Origin of the sequence: Microcoleus sp. AT3-D2 (assembly GCF_036705715.1) — a bacterium.
Lineage (GTDB): Bacteria > Cyanobacteriota > Cyanobacteriia > Cyanobacteriales > Microcoleaceae > Microcoleus.
On sequence record NZ_JAUBVE010000002.1, the window covers coordinates 138,061 to 157,358 of the forward strand.

General features: G+C 45.9%; 16 protein-coding genes and 1 tRNA gene. 7 read left to right on the top strand and 10 right to left on the bottom strand.

Annotated elements, in window-relative coordinates:
- Positions 1-6: 6 nt before the first annotated feature.
- Entirely contained in the window at positions 7-1,458 is a 1,452-nt protein-coding gene (locus QUB44_RS02100; RefSeq protein ID WP_333362507.1) for a hemolysin family protein, read from the bottom strand.
- A 68-nt stretch (positions 1,459-1,526) separates the two neighbouring features.
- The gene (locus tag QUB44_RS02105; RefSeq protein ID WP_333362510.1) at positions 1,527-2,219 is read right to left on the bottom strand and encodes a hypothetical protein; all 693 of its coding nucleotides are present in this window, start codon (positions 2,217-2,219) and stop codon (positions 1,527-1,529) included.
- A 185-nt stretch (positions 2,220-2,404) separates the two neighbouring features.
- Here QUB44_RS02105 and QUB44_RS02110 point away from each other — a divergent pair.
- Positions 2,405-2,477, top strand: a tRNA-Ile gene (locus QUB44_RS02110).
- A gap of 262 nt (positions 2,478-2,739) precedes the next feature.
- On the opposite strand, the gene pyrR is transcribed toward QUB44_RS02110, so the two are convergent.
- The 4 genes from pyrR to QUB44_RS02130 form a co-directional block, all read right to left on the bottom strand.
- Positions 2,740-3,273, bottom strand: a complete 534-nt coding sequence (gene pyrR, locus QUB44_RS02115) for a bifunctional pyr operon transcriptional regulator/uracil phosphoribosyltransferase PyrR (protein ID WP_333158368.1) — start codon at positions 3,271-3,273, stop codon at positions 2,740-2,742.
- A 266-nt stretch (positions 3,274-3,539) separates the two neighbouring features.
- Positions 3,540-4,619 (bottom strand): adenosylcobinamide-phosphate synthase CbiB, encoded by a 1,080-nt coding sequence (gene cbiB, locus QUB44_RS02120; RefSeq protein ID WP_333362570.1) that lies wholly within the window; start codon positions 4,617-4,619, stop codon positions 3,540-3,542.
- A 361-nt stretch (positions 4,620-4,980) separates the two neighbouring features.
- The gene (locus tag QUB44_RS02125) at positions 4,981-5,364 is read right to left on the bottom strand and encodes a GFA family protein (protein WP_333158374.1); all 384 of its coding nucleotides are present in this window, start codon (positions 5,362-5,364) and stop codon (positions 4,981-4,983) included.
- 37 nt (positions 5,365-5,401) lie between these two features.
- Positions 5,402-5,845 (bottom strand): Rrf2 family transcriptional regulator, encoded by a 444-nt coding sequence (locus QUB44_RS02130; protein WP_333077293.1) that lies wholly within the window; start codon positions 5,843-5,845, stop codon positions 5,402-5,404.
- Between the two features lie 265 nt (positions 5,846-6,110).
- On the opposite strand from QUB44_RS02130, the gene QUB44_RS02135 reads away from it, so the two are divergent.
- The 3 genes from QUB44_RS02135 (at position 6,111) to QUB44_RS02145 (ending at position 10,848) form a co-directional block, all read left to right on the top strand.
- A complete protein-coding gene (locus tag QUB44_RS02135) occupies positions 6,111-6,500 on the top strand; it encodes an AbrB family transcriptional regulator (RefSeq protein WP_333060228.1) in 390 nt (129 codons plus the stop codon).
- A gap of 108 nt (positions 6,501-6,608) precedes the next feature.
- Positions 6,609-6,773 (top strand): hypothetical protein, encoded by a 165-nt coding sequence (locus tag QUB44_RS02140; protein ID WP_333362513.1) that lies wholly within the window; start codon positions 6,609-6,611, stop codon positions 6,771-6,773.
- A gap of 487 nt (positions 6,774-7,260) precedes the next feature.
- Positions 7,261-10,848 carry a PAS domain S-box protein gene (locus QUB44_RS02145; RefSeq protein ID WP_333362515.1) on the top strand — a complete coding sequence of 1,196 codons (3,588 nt, stop codon included), beginning with the start codon at positions 7,261-7,263 and terminating at the stop codon, positions 10,846-10,848.
- Between the two features lie 316 nt (positions 10,849-11,164).
- Here the strand turns inward: QUB44_RS02145 and QUB44_RS02150 are convergent, their stop codons facing one another.
- Positions 11,165-12,268: a site-2 protease family protein gene (locus tag QUB44_RS02150; RefSeq protein WP_333362519.1), complete on the bottom strand. Its 1,104-nt coding sequence runs from the start codon at positions 12,266-12,268 to the stop codon at positions 11,165-11,167.
- 380 nt (positions 12,269-12,648) lie between these two features.
- On the opposite strand from QUB44_RS02150, the gene QUB44_RS02155 reads away from it, so the two are divergent.
- Positions 12,649-13,725, top strand: coding sequence for a DUF3616 domain-containing protein (locus QUB44_RS02155; RefSeq protein WP_333362522.1), 1,077 nt, complete (start codon positions 12,649-12,651; stop codon positions 13,723-13,725).
- Between the two features lie 140 nt (positions 13,726-13,865).
- Here QUB44_RS02155 and QUB44_RS02160 read toward each other — a convergent pair whose 3' ends face one another.
- Positions 13,866-15,503, bottom strand: coding sequence for an AAA family ATPase (locus tag QUB44_RS02160; protein WP_333362525.1), 1,638 nt, complete (start codon positions 15,501-15,503; stop codon positions 13,866-13,868).
- A 188-nt stretch (positions 15,504-15,691) separates the two neighbouring features.
- Positions 15,692-15,976 carry a DUF2470 domain-containing protein gene (locus tag QUB44_RS02165; protein WP_333179554.1) on the bottom strand — a complete coding sequence of 95 codons (285 nt, stop codon included), beginning with the start codon at positions 15,974-15,976 and terminating at the stop codon, positions 15,692-15,694.
- A 143-nt stretch (positions 15,977-16,119) separates the two neighbouring features.
- Between QUB44_RS02165 and QUB44_RS02170 the strand changes: the two genes are divergently transcribed.
- Together QUB44_RS02170 and QUB44_RS02175 are read left to right on the top strand one after the other, a co-directional pair.
- Positions 16,120-16,428 (top strand): type II toxin-antitoxin system HigB family toxin, encoded by a 309-nt coding sequence (locus tag QUB44_RS02170; protein ID WP_333362528.1) that lies wholly within the window; start codon positions 16,120-16,122, stop codon positions 16,426-16,428.
- A 134-nt stretch (positions 16,429-16,562) separates the two neighbouring features.
- A complete protein-coding gene (locus tag QUB44_RS02175; RefSeq protein ID WP_333362531.1) occupies positions 16,563-16,982 on the top strand; it encodes a transcriptional regulator in 420 nt (139 codons plus the stop codon).
- 82 nt (positions 16,983-17,064) lie between these two features.
- On the opposite strand, the gene QUB44_RS02180 is transcribed toward QUB44_RS02175, so the two are convergent.
- The gene (locus QUB44_RS02180; protein ID WP_333362533.1) at positions 17,065-19,227 is read right to left on the bottom strand and encodes a flotillin family protein; all 2,163 of its coding nucleotides are present in this window, start codon (positions 19,225-19,227) and stop codon (positions 17,065-17,067) included.
- Between the last annotated feature and the right edge of the window lie 71 nt (positions 19,228-19,298).

A 19,298-nucleotide genomic window follows, 5' to 3' on the forward strand; every position in this document is an offset into this window, starting at 1 on the left:
CACCTTTCAACCCGCTATTCTTTCGCCTTTCCTCACAACTTGCCCGTCGGCTGCTGCAACTGCACCTAAAGTGCGATCGCCCGCCGCCCCTTCCAACAAGTGAATTTGAAGTTGATCCAACCTCGGCCCGGACACAGAAACAACCGTAAGTTCCACATTTTCGCCCCGCCAAACTTCCCCAGCAGCCGGCATTCTTTGCAACTGATAACTCAGAAAACCTCCAATTGTCTGATATTCGTCAGTTACTGGCAAATCCAAATTCAATATTTGATTCACATCATCTAAATTTAACTGCGCTTGCACCAAAAAAGTGCGATCGTCCAATACTTGCAAAGCAATTTCTTGGCTGTCGGACGACTCGTAGCTGCGACCGATAATTTCGGCTATCAAATCCCTCAGCGTCACCAATCCCGAAATGCCGCCAAATTCATCGACAACGATCGCAATTTCTTCCGACGAACTCTGCATCAAAGGCAGCAATTCTCCCAGCACCATCATCTCCGGCACAAACCTCACCGAACGCATCCAAGTTACAATTGGCGTGTCGGGAGATAGCAAACCTTCAGCTAGGGGTTTCGCAAGTTGTTTGAAGCCAATAATGCCGATAATGTCGTCTAAAGAATCTCCCGTCACGGGATAGCGGGAATGGTGAGAAATCGCCATTTCGTCGAGCAAATTTTGAAAGGTGGCCGTCTTCGGAAGTGCGACAATGCTCGGCCTCGGCACCATCACTTCTTCTACCCAAACTTCGCCAAATTCAAACACGTTGTTGAGCAATTCTCGCTTTTCTGCTTCCAAGCCGCTTGATTCGCTGGAGGTAGCTATAATTAATTGCAGTTCTTCGGGAGTAACCGGCCGGTGCCTTAGGTCGTATTCGATGCCCGCAAACCGCAAGAGCGATCGAGTAGATTGATTGAGAAACGACACAAAGGGATTGAACAAACGGGCAATCAATAAACTCGGAGGCCCTAAACTTCTCGCTAGCTGTTCGGAATACAGTAACGCTACAGATTTGGGGAAAAGTTCGCCGAGTACGATTTGCAGGTAAGCTAGCAACAAAAAAGTTACTATTGATATGCTAAAAGAATGGGCGATCGCAGACTTGATGTAAGTTGGCAGCGGCAAATAGCCGATCGACATTCTCACTAGCACGGCGATCGTACTTTCCCCAATCCAGCCGAGAGCTAAACTAGAAAGAGTGATTCCCAACTGCATTGTTGAGAGCAATCGCTCAATACTGTGCTGCAAAGATTGCACAGTTAAAGCTGCAACGTCGCCAGCGTCCACTAACTGATTGATGCGCGATCGGCGTACCGTCACCATCGAAAACTCAGCCGCCACAAAAAAAGCATTAATCGCAATCAGCAACAGCACTGACAGCAACCGCGACAGCACCTCTGTCAAACTCATCGCGGGTAAATCAGATATCTCCTGCACTCTCGCCCCTAAAAGTGACACAATGCTCCCTAAAAAAACTTTCTCGATCAAACCTGAGAATCCGTCTGCAGGTTTGGTCTTCTTTTATTTTACTTCGCCACTGGAATGCCAGATATTTGCAACTGAAGTTTTTGACCTGGATAATCTGTCAGCGTCAACGAAACTTCCTTAGCATTTTCTAGCAAAGCTGTGGGAATACTCACCGTACCGTAAAACACCTGCCCGTTGGGGGGCAGTTCCGACGGCAAGTCCTCGGCAGTCGCGCTTAGGGCCCGACCACGATCGTCAGTGACGTTCAAGAAACTGTAGAGAAACCTCACAGCTTGGGAGCCTTCATTTTTCATGCTCACGTCTAGCAGCATGGAATTGTTGCGCTGACTGGCCGCGCTTACTTCCAGAGTTATTCCCCCGTCGCGACTGTTCCGGGGAAACTTGGCGCTGGCATTTTGTGCAGCCGGTTTTTTGGCCGCGGCTGGTTTAGAGCTTGCCTTCTCTGTTTTAGTATTTGCCCCGGCCGTTGTTTTTTCTGGATCGCGACCTTCTACCCGTGCTTTGACGGTTGTGAGAATGTCTTTTTCTTTCAAAATGCTCACTTGGTCTTTGCTAGCCTGAGTTCCCTGCTTGCCGCTGCCAGCATTGTTGCTGGGGCGAATATCGGGTTGAGTCGTTCCTTGCAAGGCTTCGCGACCTATAGTAAATCCCCAAACAGAACTCGTCACGCCTGCTCCAAACATCAGAGCGAGCAGAATTAGAGTCAGCACTACTGTCGAATTCACTGCCATTGCCTATAAGTTTATGCCGAGTCCTAGAAACTGCTTTGTCCGGTCGATCGGCTCCAGCACATTGGCTAACAGGCGATCGGGGACTCAGCAGATCTAAAGATTTTGATTTTTGTTCTCTAGTTCTAGCACGGACTGAGAAATTATGTTATAATTCATTTTCAGTTAGGTCGAACAAATCGATTTAACGGCAGTTGGCCGAGCGGTTTAGGCAGCGAACTCATAATTCGCCCCAGGCAGGTTCAACTCCTGCACTGCCGATTTTTAAGAACATAGGACGCTCCTCGCGCGAAAAACCGCGTTTCTTCCTAGAGGCTTGCTTACCCAAAAGCCCCTATTCTGGTAGAAATCGGGTTTTTTACGTTGTCAGCGGGCGGAAACGAAGTATTTTGCTCAGTGATGGACGCAAAAAGTGGTTTGACGCGCTACTTACAGCGCACCCTACTTAGTTTATTTAGCTGGACTTTGTTTAACAGTCATTTGTGCCCAATCTAAAATCTAAAATCTAAAATCTAAAATCGTATTATCCCTTAATTAACTCCACTCCGTCGCGCCCATCGAGTTCTTGAACGTAAACCTTAACTTGTTCTTCCTTTGCAGTCGGCAACTTTTTACCCGTAAAATCCGGCTGAATCGGTACTTCTCGGTGGCCGCGATCGACTAATACCGCTAACCAAATTTTCTCCGGCCGCCCGTAATCGTTTACCGCATTCAAAGCCGCTCGACTCGTTCTGCCTTTATATATAACGTCATCTACCAACACCACGGTTTTGCCCGTCAAATCGAAAGGAATTTCTGTTTTAGCCGGTGTCCGCATCGCAACTCGATCCAAGTCATCTCGGTAAAAGGTAATATCCAAAGCGCCCACGGGTACTTTGACTTGTTCGAGAACTTCAATTTGATCTGCCAAAATTTGAGCTAAAGGCACTCCTCTACTATGAATGCCCAACAGAACTAAATCCGAGGGATTCCCTGATTTTTCGACAATCTGGGAAGCGACGCGGGTGAGAGTGCGCCTCACTTCATTAGGGGATAAAATTTGGATAATTTTAGTCATGGGTTGCTGCGAGCTAATTGTTGGCTGTTGGCATATCGAACAATTTGAGATTTGAGATTTGAGATTTGAGATTGACTTGACAGATGAATCTGGGGGTTTGAACTCAAGTCAAAACTTTTTTTGCTGCTGTAGGTGGCGGATCTCTGTCTTCTGCAGGACTTACCCCGAACGGATGAAAAGCAGATGCTGCGATTGCTTAGCCGAGGACGAACAATCACAGAAATAAGTTATTTATGCCTCCTGGACTGTTCGGCTGAGGTCATCAGTTAGGGGATCAAACATAATAACGTATAAAAAAGCAATGATAGTCCCAACCAAATCAGAAAGCAATACCGAGTTAATTGCAATGCTTGGCAAATTAGCGGCGCTGTGATAGGGTGAACCGGCTCACCTAACAGCGGTTTGTGTTTGAGAACTCCGCGATAGGAATTAGTACCTCCTAGTTGCACTCCCAAGATGGCCGCGTAAACGCACTCGCTCCAACCGGAATTGGGACTGGCATCTTTAACAGCATCTCTCTGACAAATCTGCCAAATGTAAATCGGTTTGCCAGATATAACGGCTAAAGTAATCACTGTTAGCCGGCAAGGAATCCACGTCAGCACGTCTTCTAGTTTGGCGCTAAACCATCCTAAATCAGTGTATGGCGCTTCTTTGTAGCCGATCGTAGAATCTAATGTGCTGGCTGCTTTGTAAGCGATCGTCAAGGGGACTATAGCACTCGCCCACATCGAGTTAGGATCGATCGGGGCAGCGGTAACACTTAATAATAGATGAGGCAGAGCGAACCCAAGTAAGGCATAAAATAGCGGTGCTGTCACGCCATCGACTGCATTCTCTGTTACAGTTTCTAACACTGCTCGCAGAATTTCTGGCTCGGATAAGTTTTCGGTATCCCGGCCGACGTAAAGGCTCAACCTTTCTCGCGCCTTGACTAAATCTCCAACATTTAAAGGTGCTAGCACATCCTCTGCTGCCGCCCTCAAACTGCGACCTGCAAAACAGCTTGCCAGCAAAATGGTCTGTATGGCAATACCTAAAAGAGGATGCACCCAACTAGCAGCTTGGACGATCGACCAACTGACAGTATAACTGCCTACAATCAGCCCGATCGCTAGTATTGTACCAGCACATCGTAGCAGCAGTTTGTGCCGGTCGCCAGCGGGACGATCGCCAGCGGGAGGCATTTTGCCTGCGGGATTATTCCATATATTAAAGACAAGTCTAGTATAGCGGTCGATCGCCCAACCCATCGCCTGCACGGGATGTGGCCAACCCCAAGGATCGCCGATCGAATAATCCAACACCGCAGCTAAAATCAAAACAGGAAATTCATCCGGCATCATTATATATTGTGTCAAACTTGATAGTCCGTCAATCGATTTTAGATTTTAGATTTTAGATTTTAGATTTTAGAATTGAAGAAAGCGACCCCACCGATCAATCCGGGGGCTTGCGATGGGGAGCGAGGAGCTTTTTTCTCGCTCCACGGATGAATCCGGGGCCCGAACCATCTTCCTTGATTGTCAGAGCAGGAGCGATCGCCCCAGAGAGCAGATTTCAACTCCTGCTACCCTTGCGGACTTTGATTTTTTGAGCGGCGATTTTATAGTAGAAGGAAGAAGGAAGAAGCAATAAAGGCAAGGGTTTGAGCAATTCAAAACCTCATCATCATCAGGCGTGGTTGCTATAAATGCTGAGATTACTTTAGTCGCGAAGCAAGTGTACGTTCTCCTCCCAATTAACACCGTCAAAGGGTAGGATCTGAAAATGTTCGATGGCATAGTCGTCAAGACAGCGGACGTTGACATCGAAATGATCGGGATGCGATCGGGGGCGATAGAACGAGTGAATGCCGCAAATTCGGCAGAAAGTATGTTGAGCAGTTCCTGTATTAAATGTATAGGTTGTCAAAACATCTTCGCCACTGAGCAAGGTAAAACGTTCCGGTGGCACAATGAGGTGCAAAAATCCCTTCTTTTGACAGATAGAGCAGTTGCAATCAGATGCTTCGTGTTTGTCAACGGCGACACGGAAGCGGACAGCTCCGCAGTGACAGCCACCAAAGTAAGTAACAAGTGTTGCGTCCATGTGTGCTTGCTGCCGATCGAATGAATGAACTTACCATTTAAATGATAAAGCTAGTTTCTTCCCCAAGAGCCGCTTGCCAACTGCGGACATCATAGTATAAGTCTTCGAGGGAAATACTGTACAGCGCTTCGGCAAGTTTTTTGTGCAATCGGTTCCACAAACTGAATGTTACCCAGTCCTCTGCTTGCGTCGCGTCGGGAAAATGTCGAGGTAAAGGTTCAATAGTTTCACCTACAGCCTCTAAGATTTGTCCTAAAGAGATTTGAGCTGGCTGGCGGGCTAATTGATATCCTCCTTGGGAACCCCGAACAGATTGGACTAAACCGGCTCGTCGCATTTCAATCAGCAATTTTTCTAGATACGGAGCCGGTAACTCCTGTCGCTTCGCTATCGATTTCACCGATGTCGGGCCATAGCGAGGTTGCAAACTTAGATCCAGTAATGCTTTGACACTGTAGTGTCCGCGTGTGGTTAACTTCATGGGATTTTAAGAGCGGGGCAAATATTCAGCTAGCTGATAGCTGATAGCTTATGCTACCGAGTTTAGAGATTGCTCGCATCGGTTGCAGCTACTCCTCAAGAAATACTGCAGGTTGTTAAAAATATTTAGATAATAGTGGTTAACAATTGAGCCGATCGGTGTAATATAGTTTTACGACCAGCTATAAAGCTAAAGTTTCTTGGTCAAACCAAAAACCAACCGAGAAAAAATCCGTACACCAGTTGAATATTTCAGGACTCAGTAAATGGCTAAAAAGAAAAATATCGAACCCCTTGAAGGCGAAGATCTGATCAAAAAGGTCAAAGACCTAGAGAACCTTACCAAGGAAGAAAAAGCTAGAGCCTGTGGCTACTACACCGTTACCAAGAACGGCGTAGAACGGGTCAACATGATGAAATTCCTGAATGCGCTGATTGATGCAGAAGGCATTCAGCTAGACGGGAAGCAAAACGGCAATGGACGTGGCGGACGCTCTGCCAGCTATCGGATTAGCGTTCAATCTAACGGCAACTTACTGATTGGAGCTGCCTACACCAAACAGATGGAACTCCAGCCAGGAGATGAATTTGAAATCTCTCTGGGACGCAAGCACATTCACCTGCGCCAAATTGATCGAGAAGAAGAAGTAGCCTAGGCCTTTACGACTTGCTTTGACTTCTTGCTTGAACAGGTTGGTTTGACTTCAAGCATTGACTGCAAGCAGACAATTGGCTCTGAAATCTTTCTGTGAGCCTCAAATAGTATGGCTTCTATAGATGGCAATGGCTCGACAACAGCCACTGCCACTACTTTATATTTTCCGAGAATACCTATTCTCGCCCCTCGCTATATCCGTTTGGACAAGCGGGGGATTTTCCGCGTAGCTGTTAAAGAGAAGTTCGGCAACGGATTGTGCTACCGGATGTAACGGATGTAACGCATGGATGTTCACCAAGGGATTGTATAGCGGATTTAACGGATGAATGTTGAGTTTCGGTGGTCGAGGTTCCAGGCAAGAAGCAGGTTTGGTTGAGCTAGGAAACTCACGAAAGCAAGAAAATGGCGGAGGTATTCTCAGCTAACAGTGCGTCATACCCGTTGAAAACAAGAGTGCAACTGTAGCGAAGCTCGAAAGCAAGAGCTTCATCATTTATTCGGAATTATTTAATCTAAAATCTAAAATCTAAAATCTAAAATTGTATAAGTCTCGTGCTTGCTCGTGATTTGTGTCTGTGTGGGAAGGGTTTTGAGGGGAAGAAAACACCCCGATCGCCCGTAAGTGAAATTACAGGCTGGAACAGTTAAAGTGTTAGGGAGCAATTAGTCACCAGCCTATGCCGTTGCCCCGATTCGCGAGCAAAACTTCTCAACACCAAATAAAAATCCCTCTGCGTCACCTTCTAGTGGCCTCTTTTGTGCTGCAAATCGTCACAGCCGTTGGGATTGTCGGGTATCTGTCCTTTCGCAACGGAGACAAAGCAGTCGAAGAGCTCGCCGAGAAATTGATCGCGGAGACGGGGAAGAGAGTTGAAGAAAAGCTGATTTCTTTTCTCGAACCTACCCAGTGGGTAAATCAACTTAACGCCTCGGCGATCGATCGCGGTGAATTAAACTTACAGTTAGAAAAGCCGCAGCCTGGGGGAGAGAAGTTCCTCTGGCAACAAATGCGATCTTTTAAAAGCATTCAGTGGATATCCTTCGGTGCTGAAAAATCAGGAGAATATCTCGGCATTTGGCGCAACCCCACGCATAACAGCTTGCAAATTGTCGCGGCGAACAAGTCTAGCAACTTTCACAGCATTTACTACGCGACAGACAGCCTAGGCACTCGCAGCGCTAAATTAAAGGCAGAACCCAGAACCTACGATGCCCGTCTCCGCCCCTGGTACAAAGAAGCTGTCGCAGCTAATAAACCGATTTGGACGAGCATTTATCCGGGTTTTACTCCTGGGACTGTTTTTATTGCTGCCAGCCAACCGATTCGCGATCGAAATGGTAAATTGCTGGGAGTTAGTGCAGTAGACTTTTCGCTCTCGGAGCTTCAGCAATATCTCCATCGCATCAAGCTTAGCAAAACGGGACAAATTTTCGCGGTCGAACGATCGGGCTTGCTGGTTGCCAGTTCAAGTCAAGAATCACCCTTTAGAAAGATGTCAGGAAACTCGCAACTGCAGCGGCTGAATGTTTTAGACAGCACAACTCCTGTCATTCGCACCGCAGCTAAATATTTGTACGAACACTTCGGGGGCTTTGGCGACATTAAGCAGCGGCAGCAACTGCAATTTAGCCGAGACGGGCAGGAATATTTTGTGGAAGTGCTACCGTTTTCTGATGTTTACGGTTTGAACTGGCTGATTGCGATCGCAGTTCCCGAATCAGATTTCATGGGGCAAATTAACAAAAATACGCGCACTACAATTTTACTTTGTGGGGTGGCGCTGCTGCTATCGACAATTGCTGGAGTGCTGACAGCTAGGTGGGTAACGCTGCCGCTGCTGCGGCTCAACGAAGCAGCTAAAGATATTGCCGCCAGAGAGTTCGATCGCGCTGTTGCTGTCAGTAGGCTTGAGGAAGTCGGCGAATTAGCGCAGTCTTTCAACGAGATGGCAGCTCAACTGAAACAGTCTTTTCAAGCTTTGGCAGAAAGTGAAGAAAAATTTGCCAAGCTGGTAGAAAATTTGCCTGTTGGAGTCTCGACGATGACTCCGGGTGGCGCATTTATCTTCATCAATTCGGCGGGAGAGCAGATATTGGGCAGGGGAGAAATGCCCGATGCCACCGCAGCAGAGCTAGCAGAAGCTTATCAAATTTATATAGCAGGCAGTAATCAACTATACCCGGTCGAGCAAATGCCGTTTGTGCGAGCGTTGAGTGGCTTGGAGGTGATTGCTGAAGACATGGATATTCGCCGAGACGGGAAAAATATTCGTTTGCAAGTGCGAGCGGTGCCGGTGTTTGACGGTGCGGGGAATATCCTTTATGTTCTTACTGTTTTTAAAGATATTACAGCTCGCAAACAGGCAGAGCAAATATTGGCTGACTACAACCGTACTCTGGAAATTGAAGTAGTCGATCGCACGATCGAGCTAGCCTCGATCAATGCCCGCTTACAGCTCGAAATTGAGGAGCGCAAGCAAGCTGAAAAAATTATCCGTCAAGAGCGTGACTTTAACTTAAAGATTATCGAAAATTCCCCGATTTTTTTTGTTGCGATCGACTCTGAGGGTAAAATCCTGCTGGCGAATAACAGTATGCTGGAATCTGTGGGCTATACTGCCACAGAAGTTGCAGGTAAAGATTATTTAGCTACATTTGTACCCCCAAGCGATCGAGCCGGATTACATTCAATTTTTACGGGCGTAACAGCGCGGGAGCAAACGGTTAACGAACATCGCATTCTCACTTCGGACGATCGGACTTTGTTAGTCGAGTGGCACGGCACACCGGTGCTCGACGAAGGTGGCAGCCTGGATTTCTTGTTTGGATTTGGGATTGATATTGGCGAGCGGAAACAAGCACAATTAGCCTTGCAAAAAAGCGAAGCTCTGTTTCACAAATTAGCGAACACTGTTCCCGGAGAACTTTACATATTCGTGCAGCATCCCGACGGCTCAGTCAAGATGGAATATATCAGTCCTCTTTGCCGAGAAATTCAAGAATTAGAGCCGGAGGAAATCCAGAACAACTCTGCTTTACTCTCCGAACAAATACACCCGGACGATCGCTCCAGTCACTTCGAGGCATATGTCAAAAGTGCCACTGATCTCGAACCATTTTCCCACGAGTGGCGGATTGTGACAGCATCGGGAAAACTCAAATGGCTCCAAGGTTATTCTCGACCCGAATTGCGCGAAAATGGAGATATTGTCTGGCACGGCATAATTATTGATACGAGCTATCGCAAACAAGCAGAACAAGAACTCCAACAAGCCAAAGAAGCCGCAGAAGCTGCCAACAAAACTAAAAGCCTCTTTCTCGCCAACATGAGCCACGAATTGCGAACCCCCCTCAACGCCATTCTCGGCTTCGCTCAATTAATGGAACCCAGCGCTAATTTAAGTTTGCCGGAAAAAGAAAATATCCAAATTATTCGCCGCAGTGGAGAACACCTGCTCCAACTGATCAATCAAGTCTTAGACTTATCTAAAATTGAAGCTGGGCGCATGACACTCAACGCCAAAATTTTTGACTTGTACCGCTTGCTGGGGGACGTGCAAAATATGTTTCAAATTCCGGCGAATAATAAAGGATTGCAATTAATTATTGACTGCTCTTCCGATGTTCCCCAATACGTGCAAACTGATGCTATTAAGTTGCGACAAGTGCTGATTAATCTATTAGATAATGCGGTTAAATTTACCCAATATGGTTCGGTGTTAGTAACTGTAGGGCAGAATAAAGAACGAGTAACTAAGTATACAGGAAATAATAATTTTGATCATCTTTTGAATAATCAAAATATAGTTCCTATTTCCTTTGAGATAGCCGATACAGGAGTTGGTATTTTCCCGGAAAAATTAGAAAGCATATTTGAATTATTGGTGCAAACTTCATCAGAAAAAAAAGTTCAAACAGGTACAGGTTTAGGATTAAACATCAGCCGCGAGTTCATAAGATTAATGGGCGGCGACATTACTGTCGAGAGCGAAGGGGGACACGGCACAGTCTTCAAGTTTGACATTCAAGTTGTTACCGCAGCGGGTGCTGGTGAAGTCATCAATAAATATGTTGAAGTCAATGATTTATCGCAGAGTTCAAGTATAGTACAAGAAAAACTATCTGATAGTGCTGCAATATTTACGCTGGACTCCAAGCCGAAAGTTTCCCCAGAATGGACAAGCAATCTAAAACAGGCAGCCCGTGAGGCTGACTTCGACTTGATTGCCACAAGTATTGAGGAAATCGGCAGCGATAATGATGTTTTTGCGGAAGTTATGATGAATCATCTATATAATTTTGATTATCAAAAAATACTAGATTTGATTGATGAAATTGAGCTGTAGGGGGCGCAATGTGCATCTTCTCCTATAAATTTGCTGAGTTTGAGGGTGCGGCTCAACTCACCTTACCTATCAAGTTGCTGTAGGGAGCATCTCTGCCGAGATGCTCCCCGAACAGTTATTTTAGCGACAGGCACAATAGTCATGAGATGGCATAAAATTCTCGCTCAAATGTCAATACACTCTGATAATTATCATGCTTGATTTGCTGGTAATGTTTGACTTGACTTTTTTGAAGCTAGAGTTAACCCCCCCGATCGCCCTTTTGGTAAGGGGAAATCGAGGGGGTTAAATGTTATTTGTCAAGTATCTGAGGATATTAAGCAGGGTTCGCTTCGGCTCGTCTTTGTAGCAGGCGGGCAATTTCAGCTTTTTCTACAAGTCCGACGAGGACACCGTTTTCACGAATGACGGGGAGTTCTTGTACTTTTAGCTGTTCCAGAAGGGTGACGACTTCGAGGAGGGATAATTCTGGTTTGACGGTTGTGGAAAATTCGATCGGCTTCAGGAGTTCTTTCACTAAAACTTCGGGCCAGCGTCCGGTAGGAATGGTTTTGAGGTCATCAAGGTCGATCGCCCCTACCAATTGTCCGGCATCATCTGTTGCCAGGAACCTGCGCCAGGTTTGAGTGCTACCGATCACGTAATTGTTGGCAAATTCTCTGAGGGACAAGTCTTGGGAGACGATCGGACTTTCGGGGGTCACAGCATCTGCGGCTGTTAGGCCTGCCAGTTGATTTTGGACTGTGGCATATTGGGCAGATTGACCGGCATTTTGCAGTAAGAACCAACCAATTACTAGATTCCAAATATTGCCGAATATGCCTGTAGCAATGGCAATCCAACCAATGATTTGACCGACGCGGCTAGCAAAAATTACACCTTTGTAAGGGTTGCCAGTAATTTTCCAGACAATTGCTTTGAGGATGTTGCCACCGTCGAGGGGCAAACCGGGAATTAAGTTAAATAAGGCTAAAACTAAGTTGATGGAAGCTAAAAGTCCGACGATGGCGGCTGCGGGGCCTGTGAGACCAGCACCGATGCCGATCGCTGTTAACAAACCGGATAACAATAAGCTGACCAACGGGCCTGCAATTGCTACCCAAAATGCTTCGGCTGGGGTTTTAGATTCTCTTTCTAAATTAGCCAGTCCGCCAAACAGAAATAGCGAAATCGATTTCACGCCAATTCCCTGTTTAATGGCTACCCAACTGTGTCCTAATTCATGGGCTAAGACGGAAGCAAATAACAGTAACGCTGTGAATAATCCCAGCATCCAGGGCGCTACGGGGCCCAATGTGGGAAACAGGGCAGCTAATGCGCCGCCGTACTGCCAGGTTACTAAACCCAGAACTAAAAACCAAGATGCGTTGACAAAGAAGGGAATCCCAAACAGGTTGCCGACGCGAAATGTACCGTTCATAATGGCTACCTCTGATTTTACGAATGAGAGGTTTTTCTCTCTGTCTCCTTATCGTAACGAAACGTAACGAGGATGTTAATGCTTCAATTAGGGTGTTATCCGTCTGTGGAGGTTCGGTTTGCTGAATAATTACCGCCGACTGCGGTTTTGCCCGCTAGGGGTTAAATATTCTTATCTCAAAACGGAAGTTTTTGCTATGAGGCTTGAGGAAGATATCTGTTTTAGTTTTCTGTTTTAATTTTCAGCCGGTTTTAACCGAATGCAAGCTTTGAGACGGAGAATTTATTGCCGGCGGACTATTACACCTGTAGCAAGAGCTCAGTTTTAACCGACTTTAGCTATAATAACTTACCCTAAGAATAGTTTTGGTGCTAATAATTATGCCAGAATCCTTTTTGCTCGGCCGGCTGCTGCTGCAATTCAACAGCGAAGTCGCTGATGTCATTACAGACTTATCCGCTGTCGCTTTAACTCCCGATGGTCATTTGTGGCTGGGTTCCGATGAAACGACTGCGATCGAGCGTTTGTCGCTTGTGGCGCCTCATATTTTTGGAGAACATCAAAGATTTGCGATCGCAGATTTTATCGATCTACCTGGAAAATGCGAAATCGATATCGAAGGAATTGATTTCAGCAGCGATTATCTTTGGTTGGTCGGTTCTCACAGCACCAAACGCAAAAAAGCTAAAGGCAAAGACCCCGAAAAAGACATTGAAAGATTAGCACAAATCGTGACAGAGGTCAACCGCTATTTGCTGGCGCGGATTCCTATGAAAGACGGGATTTTGTGCGAGTCAATTGCCGATTCTGACAATCCCGAAATTCAACTGACAGTGGGATGCCTGCAGCGGACAGAAACGGGCAATTTGCTGACAGACGCGCTCAAAGATGACAGCCACCTCGGCTTGTATTTATCTGTGCCGATTCCGAGTAAAGAAAATGGCTTTGATATTGAAGGGTTGGCGGTGCGGGGCGATCGCATTTTGCTCGGTTTGCGGGGGCCGGTGCTGCGGGGTTGGGCGATAATTTTAGAAATAGAAGTTGAAGAGGCAGAACCGGGAGTTTTAAGGCTTAAGGAAATTGGGAAAGGAGGGAAATTGTACAACAAACATTTTCTTGATTTAAACGGTTTGGGGGTGCGAGAATTGTGCTGGAATGGGGAAGATTTGATTGTTTTAGCCGGGCCGACGATGACTTTATCTGGGGCGACAAGGGTTTTTCGGTTGAAGGGAATTTTAGGGCGATCGGGCGACAGTATTAGTGGACAAGATGGTGGAGATTTGGAGGTATTGTTCGACTTGCCTTTTAAGGTTGGTACGGACAATGCTGAGGGATTGAGCCTGTTTCCCTATTTGGACGGGCAGAATTCGCTGTTAGTGGTTTACGATTCGCCGGATGCGGGGAGAATGGTTGAAAAAAGTGCTATTCTTGCGGATATTTTTAGGTTGGGTTTGTAGTAGTATGCTGCGTCATAACGGGAGATATTTGGGATAATTAATCACCCATGAACTGATGCACCATGCGATTAGGAAGGTGCGTCAGATGGGATTTTTGGGAGAATTAATTCGACCTTAACTGACGTACCCTATAAGTGGGGTTAATTGTCGATCGCATCCCTTCGCCGCTGGCTGTAGCGTTTCAATTCATCAATTAAGTGAGTATCGTTAGAAGCTGTTCTCGCGCCCGCTTCCGCCGCCCAGCGCTTCAAATCTTCAATTTGCGATCGCGCGATCGCAGCTAAAGGTACTGTATCCTCGATCGACCTCAAAATATCCTCCGTCATCAAATCCCGGCGCTGTCCGTTGACAAACGTTCCAAAAGCCCGATATAACCCATCTATTACGACTTGTTCAATTTCTGCACCGCTAAAATTCTCAGCGCGTTTCGCCAAAACTCCCAAATCAAACTCCCGCAATCTACTTGGCCGCAGTCGCTGCAAATGCACTTTAAAGATATCTTGCCGTTCCGATTCTGAGGGCAAATTCAAAAAGAAAATTTCATCAAATCTGCCCTTTCTCAGCAACTCTGCCGGCAAAATTCTGACGTTATTTGCAGTTGCGACGATAAACACCGGACTGGTTTTTTCCTGCATCCAAGTAATCAAACTGCCGAATACCCGGCGCGAAGTTCCCGAATCGCCGTCGCCACCGCTGATAATGTTGCCGAAGGCTTTATCTATTTCATCTATCCACAAAACGCAAGGTGCGATCGCCTCTGCTAATTGTATCATTTGTCTAACCCGACTTTCGCTTTCCCCGACCACGCCGCCAAACAATCTCCCCGTATCCAACCGCAACAGCGGCAAACGCCATTCTGAGGCTATTGTTTTCGCCGATAAAGATTTGCCTGTGCCTTGAATTCCTACTAACAAAACTCCTTTCGGATTGGGTATGCCGTAGCGACGCGCTTCGTCAGTAAAAGCATCTTGCCGCATCTTTACCCACTGTTTCAAATTTTCCAAGCCGCCCACACTTTTTAGGGATTCTTTGGAGTTAAAAAACTCCAAAATTCCCGTTTGGCGAATTGCTTGCTGTTTTTCCTCCAAAACTCCGTCAATATCTGACTCGTTAATTTGCTGTTTGGCGGCCAAAGCTTTAGCCAAAACCCGCCCGATTCTAGCGCGACTCAAACCCTGACAAGCTTTAACCAACTGTTCCCTTGCTAAACCGCTAACTTGCAACTGTTGTGGCTTTTCCACAACGTGGGAAATTAAACTGTCGATTTCTTGCACGTTGGGCAAAGGAAAATCAATTACTGTGACTTCTTCTTTCAATTCCTCCGGCAATTCCAGCGTGTGAGAAGTAAGAACTATAGTTTTTTTGCTGCGCTTCAATTCCCGCGTTAAATTTCGCAATTCTCGCACTACCGCCGCGCTTTTTTCGCTGTTTGGATATTTCAAAATGGGGTGCAAATCCCGCAGTACAAATATGGTATATTCTTCAACAGCAGTTTTGCTGACGCGATCGAGCGCCGCCATTACCGAACCTTTCCCAGAACCGTTATCCTCCCAGCCTCGCACAAGATCCCAGAACAGCACCCGGCGCGCGGGAGTTACTTGCAGCGCTACTTGGGCAATTACGGCTTCGACAGGTTCTTCCTCCGCGCCGACAATGTACAGCAGCGAATAGCGGGCGCGAATCATCAAATCTAGTCGCTTTACCAGTGCCTCGAAATGGTTATTTTTACTGCCCTTGACGACATCTAATTCTTTGGGGGTTGGGTAATTTTCTGTCATTTTAGTGGATATTGTAGAGGGAAATTAAACTTTATTAAATATTTGGCTTGCAGTCAGGATTTTAGTCTTTAAAAGAATTTCACCTAACTAAAGGTTTGTAGTAAGGATGTTAGTCCTTAACAACTATTTAAGCGGACTAAATTCCGTACTGCAAACATTAAAATTATAACAGCCTAGTATGCAATTGACTACTTAGCAACTTTTCGAGCTTGTTTCACCATTTCAATGAGAGTGTGGTGAGCATCTTCGGCGTCTTTTAAAGTGCGATCGAAATTTACTCTAACGGGCACTGTTTCGTCGTTGACTTTAGCTGTTAAATCCATGCCGTTGGCATCAATAGCGAGCATTTGAGCTTCCGTTGCCTGCGGTTGGTCGCCAAATGCTTGAGCATATAGCACGACAGCACTAGCGTGGTCTTCGTTCATGTGAGTGCAGATGCGATCGCTAATCTCAGTGGAAAACTGTTCTGACATGGGGAGATTCCTCAGATGCAATATCGATCGATTGTACAGCGATCGGAGTTGACAAAATACTTCGCAATTTGCTAAGATGAAATTCAAATGATTCTAGCGAGAGTCCAATCGATGCGTAAATTAGTTTGTTATCCAGGAACTATATGCACGTTATCTCTCAATCAGCACTCAGGAAATTCTGGGAAAAGTATCCTGATGCCGAAACAAGTCTGCGCTCTTGGTACAAACTAGCAACAACAGCCGAGTGGTCAAATTTAGCTGAAGTGAAAGCAGTTTTTTCCTCAGCCGATAGAGTTGGAAACTTTACTGTTTTTAACATCCGAGGTAATAACTACAGACTGATTACGTTCATAGATTATGAATCTCGGCCTAAAAAAAATTTTATTCGCTCTGTACTTACTCATGAAGAATATGACGAAGATAAATGGAAAAAAGACTCGTGGTATAAATGATAATTTTCTATCTTTAAAATTTATCCAATAATCCTAGGTATAGGGGCAACCACGGGGAATTGCCCCTAGATTCACATCATACATATATTGAGGAGCTGCGTAATTCCTGTCCTTTCTTAATATAGGATACTCACATGAACAACTCTAGCGCTTATATCGAACTACTCAAAACATTTCCTCCCCGACCTATAACGGCTGAGGAGGAATTAATGGCAACTCAAAAAGTGATCGATTCTCTGTTGGACAAAGGCGAACTGAATTCAGACGAACGCGACTATCTAAACGTACTTGGAACTCTGGTTTATGAATACGAGCAAACTTTAGAACCCATACCTGACATTTATGGGATAGAACTGTTAAAAGCTTTAATCAAAGAATTTAACCTGAGACAAAAAGACCTAGTTCCTATTTTTAAAACCGAGTCTATTGTCTCAGATATCCTCAATGAAAAGCGTCAACTTACAACTGAACACATACAAAAACTTGCAGAGTTTTTCAGTGTCTCGCCTGCTGTTTTCTTTCCACTGCATCAAGTTGTTGGTAATGCTGCCTAAAATTGTTTGTAGTAATGAATTTAGTCCTTATTGACTAAAAGCTTTCATAAAGGGGGATCATTCTCACTACAAACGGCACAGCCTAACTAAAAGATCGATCGTCAAACGGCAATTCATCAAACCGCGAATCAATATCAGCCTCAGAATTGGCAACAGGGGAATTAGCGCGAGATGCCGACGGCTTAACAGAATTCACCTGGGCTACTGATAACTTGGCCGCAGGTTCCGATTTCTGTAAATTAACTAACGGTAACTCCCCGCCATTTTCTCCATTTTTACCCGTTTGATTCCACATCATCATTCCCAGCAAACCATCAACCAAACCGCCACCGCTACCGTTGCCTGTTACCGCAACATCCGGCACAACTCGCACTTTGCGATCGCCTATAATTTGCATTAACTGCAAAGCCGTATAACCGGAACCTCCCAAAGCCACAACACCCGCGCGATAAGCTTCAGCTTGAGCATTTCCCTTCACCCGAATCGACTCAGCTTCACCTTGAGCTTGTTTCACCTGAGAATTCGCTTTCAACTCAGAAATCTTCACCCCTTGTTCCGATTTCACCATCTCTTGTTGAATCTCAGCCAGCGCCGTTTCCCGCACCAATTGTTGCCGCTGAGTTTGTGCTAATTGCTGCACCTCATAAGTCTTGCACTGTTCTTCAGCAATTTTGCGATCTGTTTGAGTTTGCATCAACTCTGCAGGCGGCAAAATATCCCCGATCAAAGTATCAATTGCTTGCACGTCGTAGGTACGCAAAGCTGCTTTGATATACTCGGCGGCTTCCGCTTGTCTGCCGCTTCTTGCCGAGAGAAAATCTAATACAGAATAAGCTTGAGCCGAATTGCGGAAATAATTCCCAATTGTCGGCTGCAAAACGTGGTCTACTAAATTCTGCATCGAACCGACGCGAGAAATCACTTTGGGAGCATCCAAGGCTCCAACGTGAATAATCTGAGCTACTTCTAAATCAAAGGCAAAACCGTCTTGAGAACGCACGGTTAAAGACGAAAGTTGAGAATCGTAACTGTGCCTTTCTGTTTTTCCTGACCAGTTCAATACTATATTAGTAGTCGGCACTAACTCTACTTTCAAAATGCGAGTATTCAGCGGATGTTTCCCCGGATAAAGGGGAGTTACCCAAACCCCTTTATTGCCGACATTTACTAAATTTCCGTGAGTGAAAGCAGCGCCGCTCACATCTTCCGAGGTTTGGCCGACATAGGAAATAACCGCGCCGACATAGCCGATCGGGATTTCGGTCATCGCCACTTGGTCAACCCCGACAAACCAAGGATTTAAGTTCCACGAACCGGAAAGCAAAACCTGTTCCTGCAAACCGCGCCGCCCGCCGGCGGTGATAAATTTTTGCGCGTTTTGGAAGTTGTCGTGATTCGGAATAATTGGGCCAGCAATTTCGCCATCTTGAATCGGAACGCCGTCAAAAGTTGTGACAATTCCCACTTTATCAGGGGCAATTCTGTACAGCTTTAATTGTTCGGCTGTCATCCCGTGTTTGGCAGCATTTGCCGCTGTAATTACTGTAAATAATGCTGTATTAATTCGATAGCTACCGCCAGTCAAAATGCCGAGTTGTCTACCTTTTTCGCCGCCGCCTTTGAGGAATTGGCGAGCATCTTGAAAATTGTCACATTCTGTGATTTTGCCGAGGATGCGCTGCGGTGGAATTGACTTACCACCTGCTGCGATAATCAGGGCAATTTCACCTTGGGGAACTACAGTTAGAGACTCTTTGCGAACGTTGTACTGCAAAGGCCAATAACCCCAGTGCCAACCGGGGGGCAAAGTATCAGCTTGATATCCCGCTTCTCCGTTTAAGGCAATTAAATCTCCGGGCGGTAAAGACTTGCCGCCGAAGCTAAACTTTTTACTGACAATGCCAACTTCGCGATCGCCAATTACTACCAATCCGCCAAAAAATAATGGCAGCACTAGAATAATTATCATACCGCCGATCGCGATCGGGATAAATCCGCCCGGATCGAGCTGCATTGTCTGCACGGGAACAGTGGTACGCAACTGCCCTAACTGCAGGCTAGAATCAGGTTTTGCGACTAACTGAATCGAGGTTCCATTTGCGAGGGGGATATTGCTAGCTGCTAATACCGGCGAGGGTTTCAAACTGGTTGTTGCACTAAGTGCTAAAGACGCCGAAACAGCGGCTGCAAACTGTTTTAAAACGCGGATTTTGACTTGAGATTTGGACAAAAATGAATAAAGCATTTTTTTTTAGCAGGGCTAATTTATCCTAGGAGTTCCAGCTTAGCCTTACTAAAAAGTTTTGGCGTAAAACT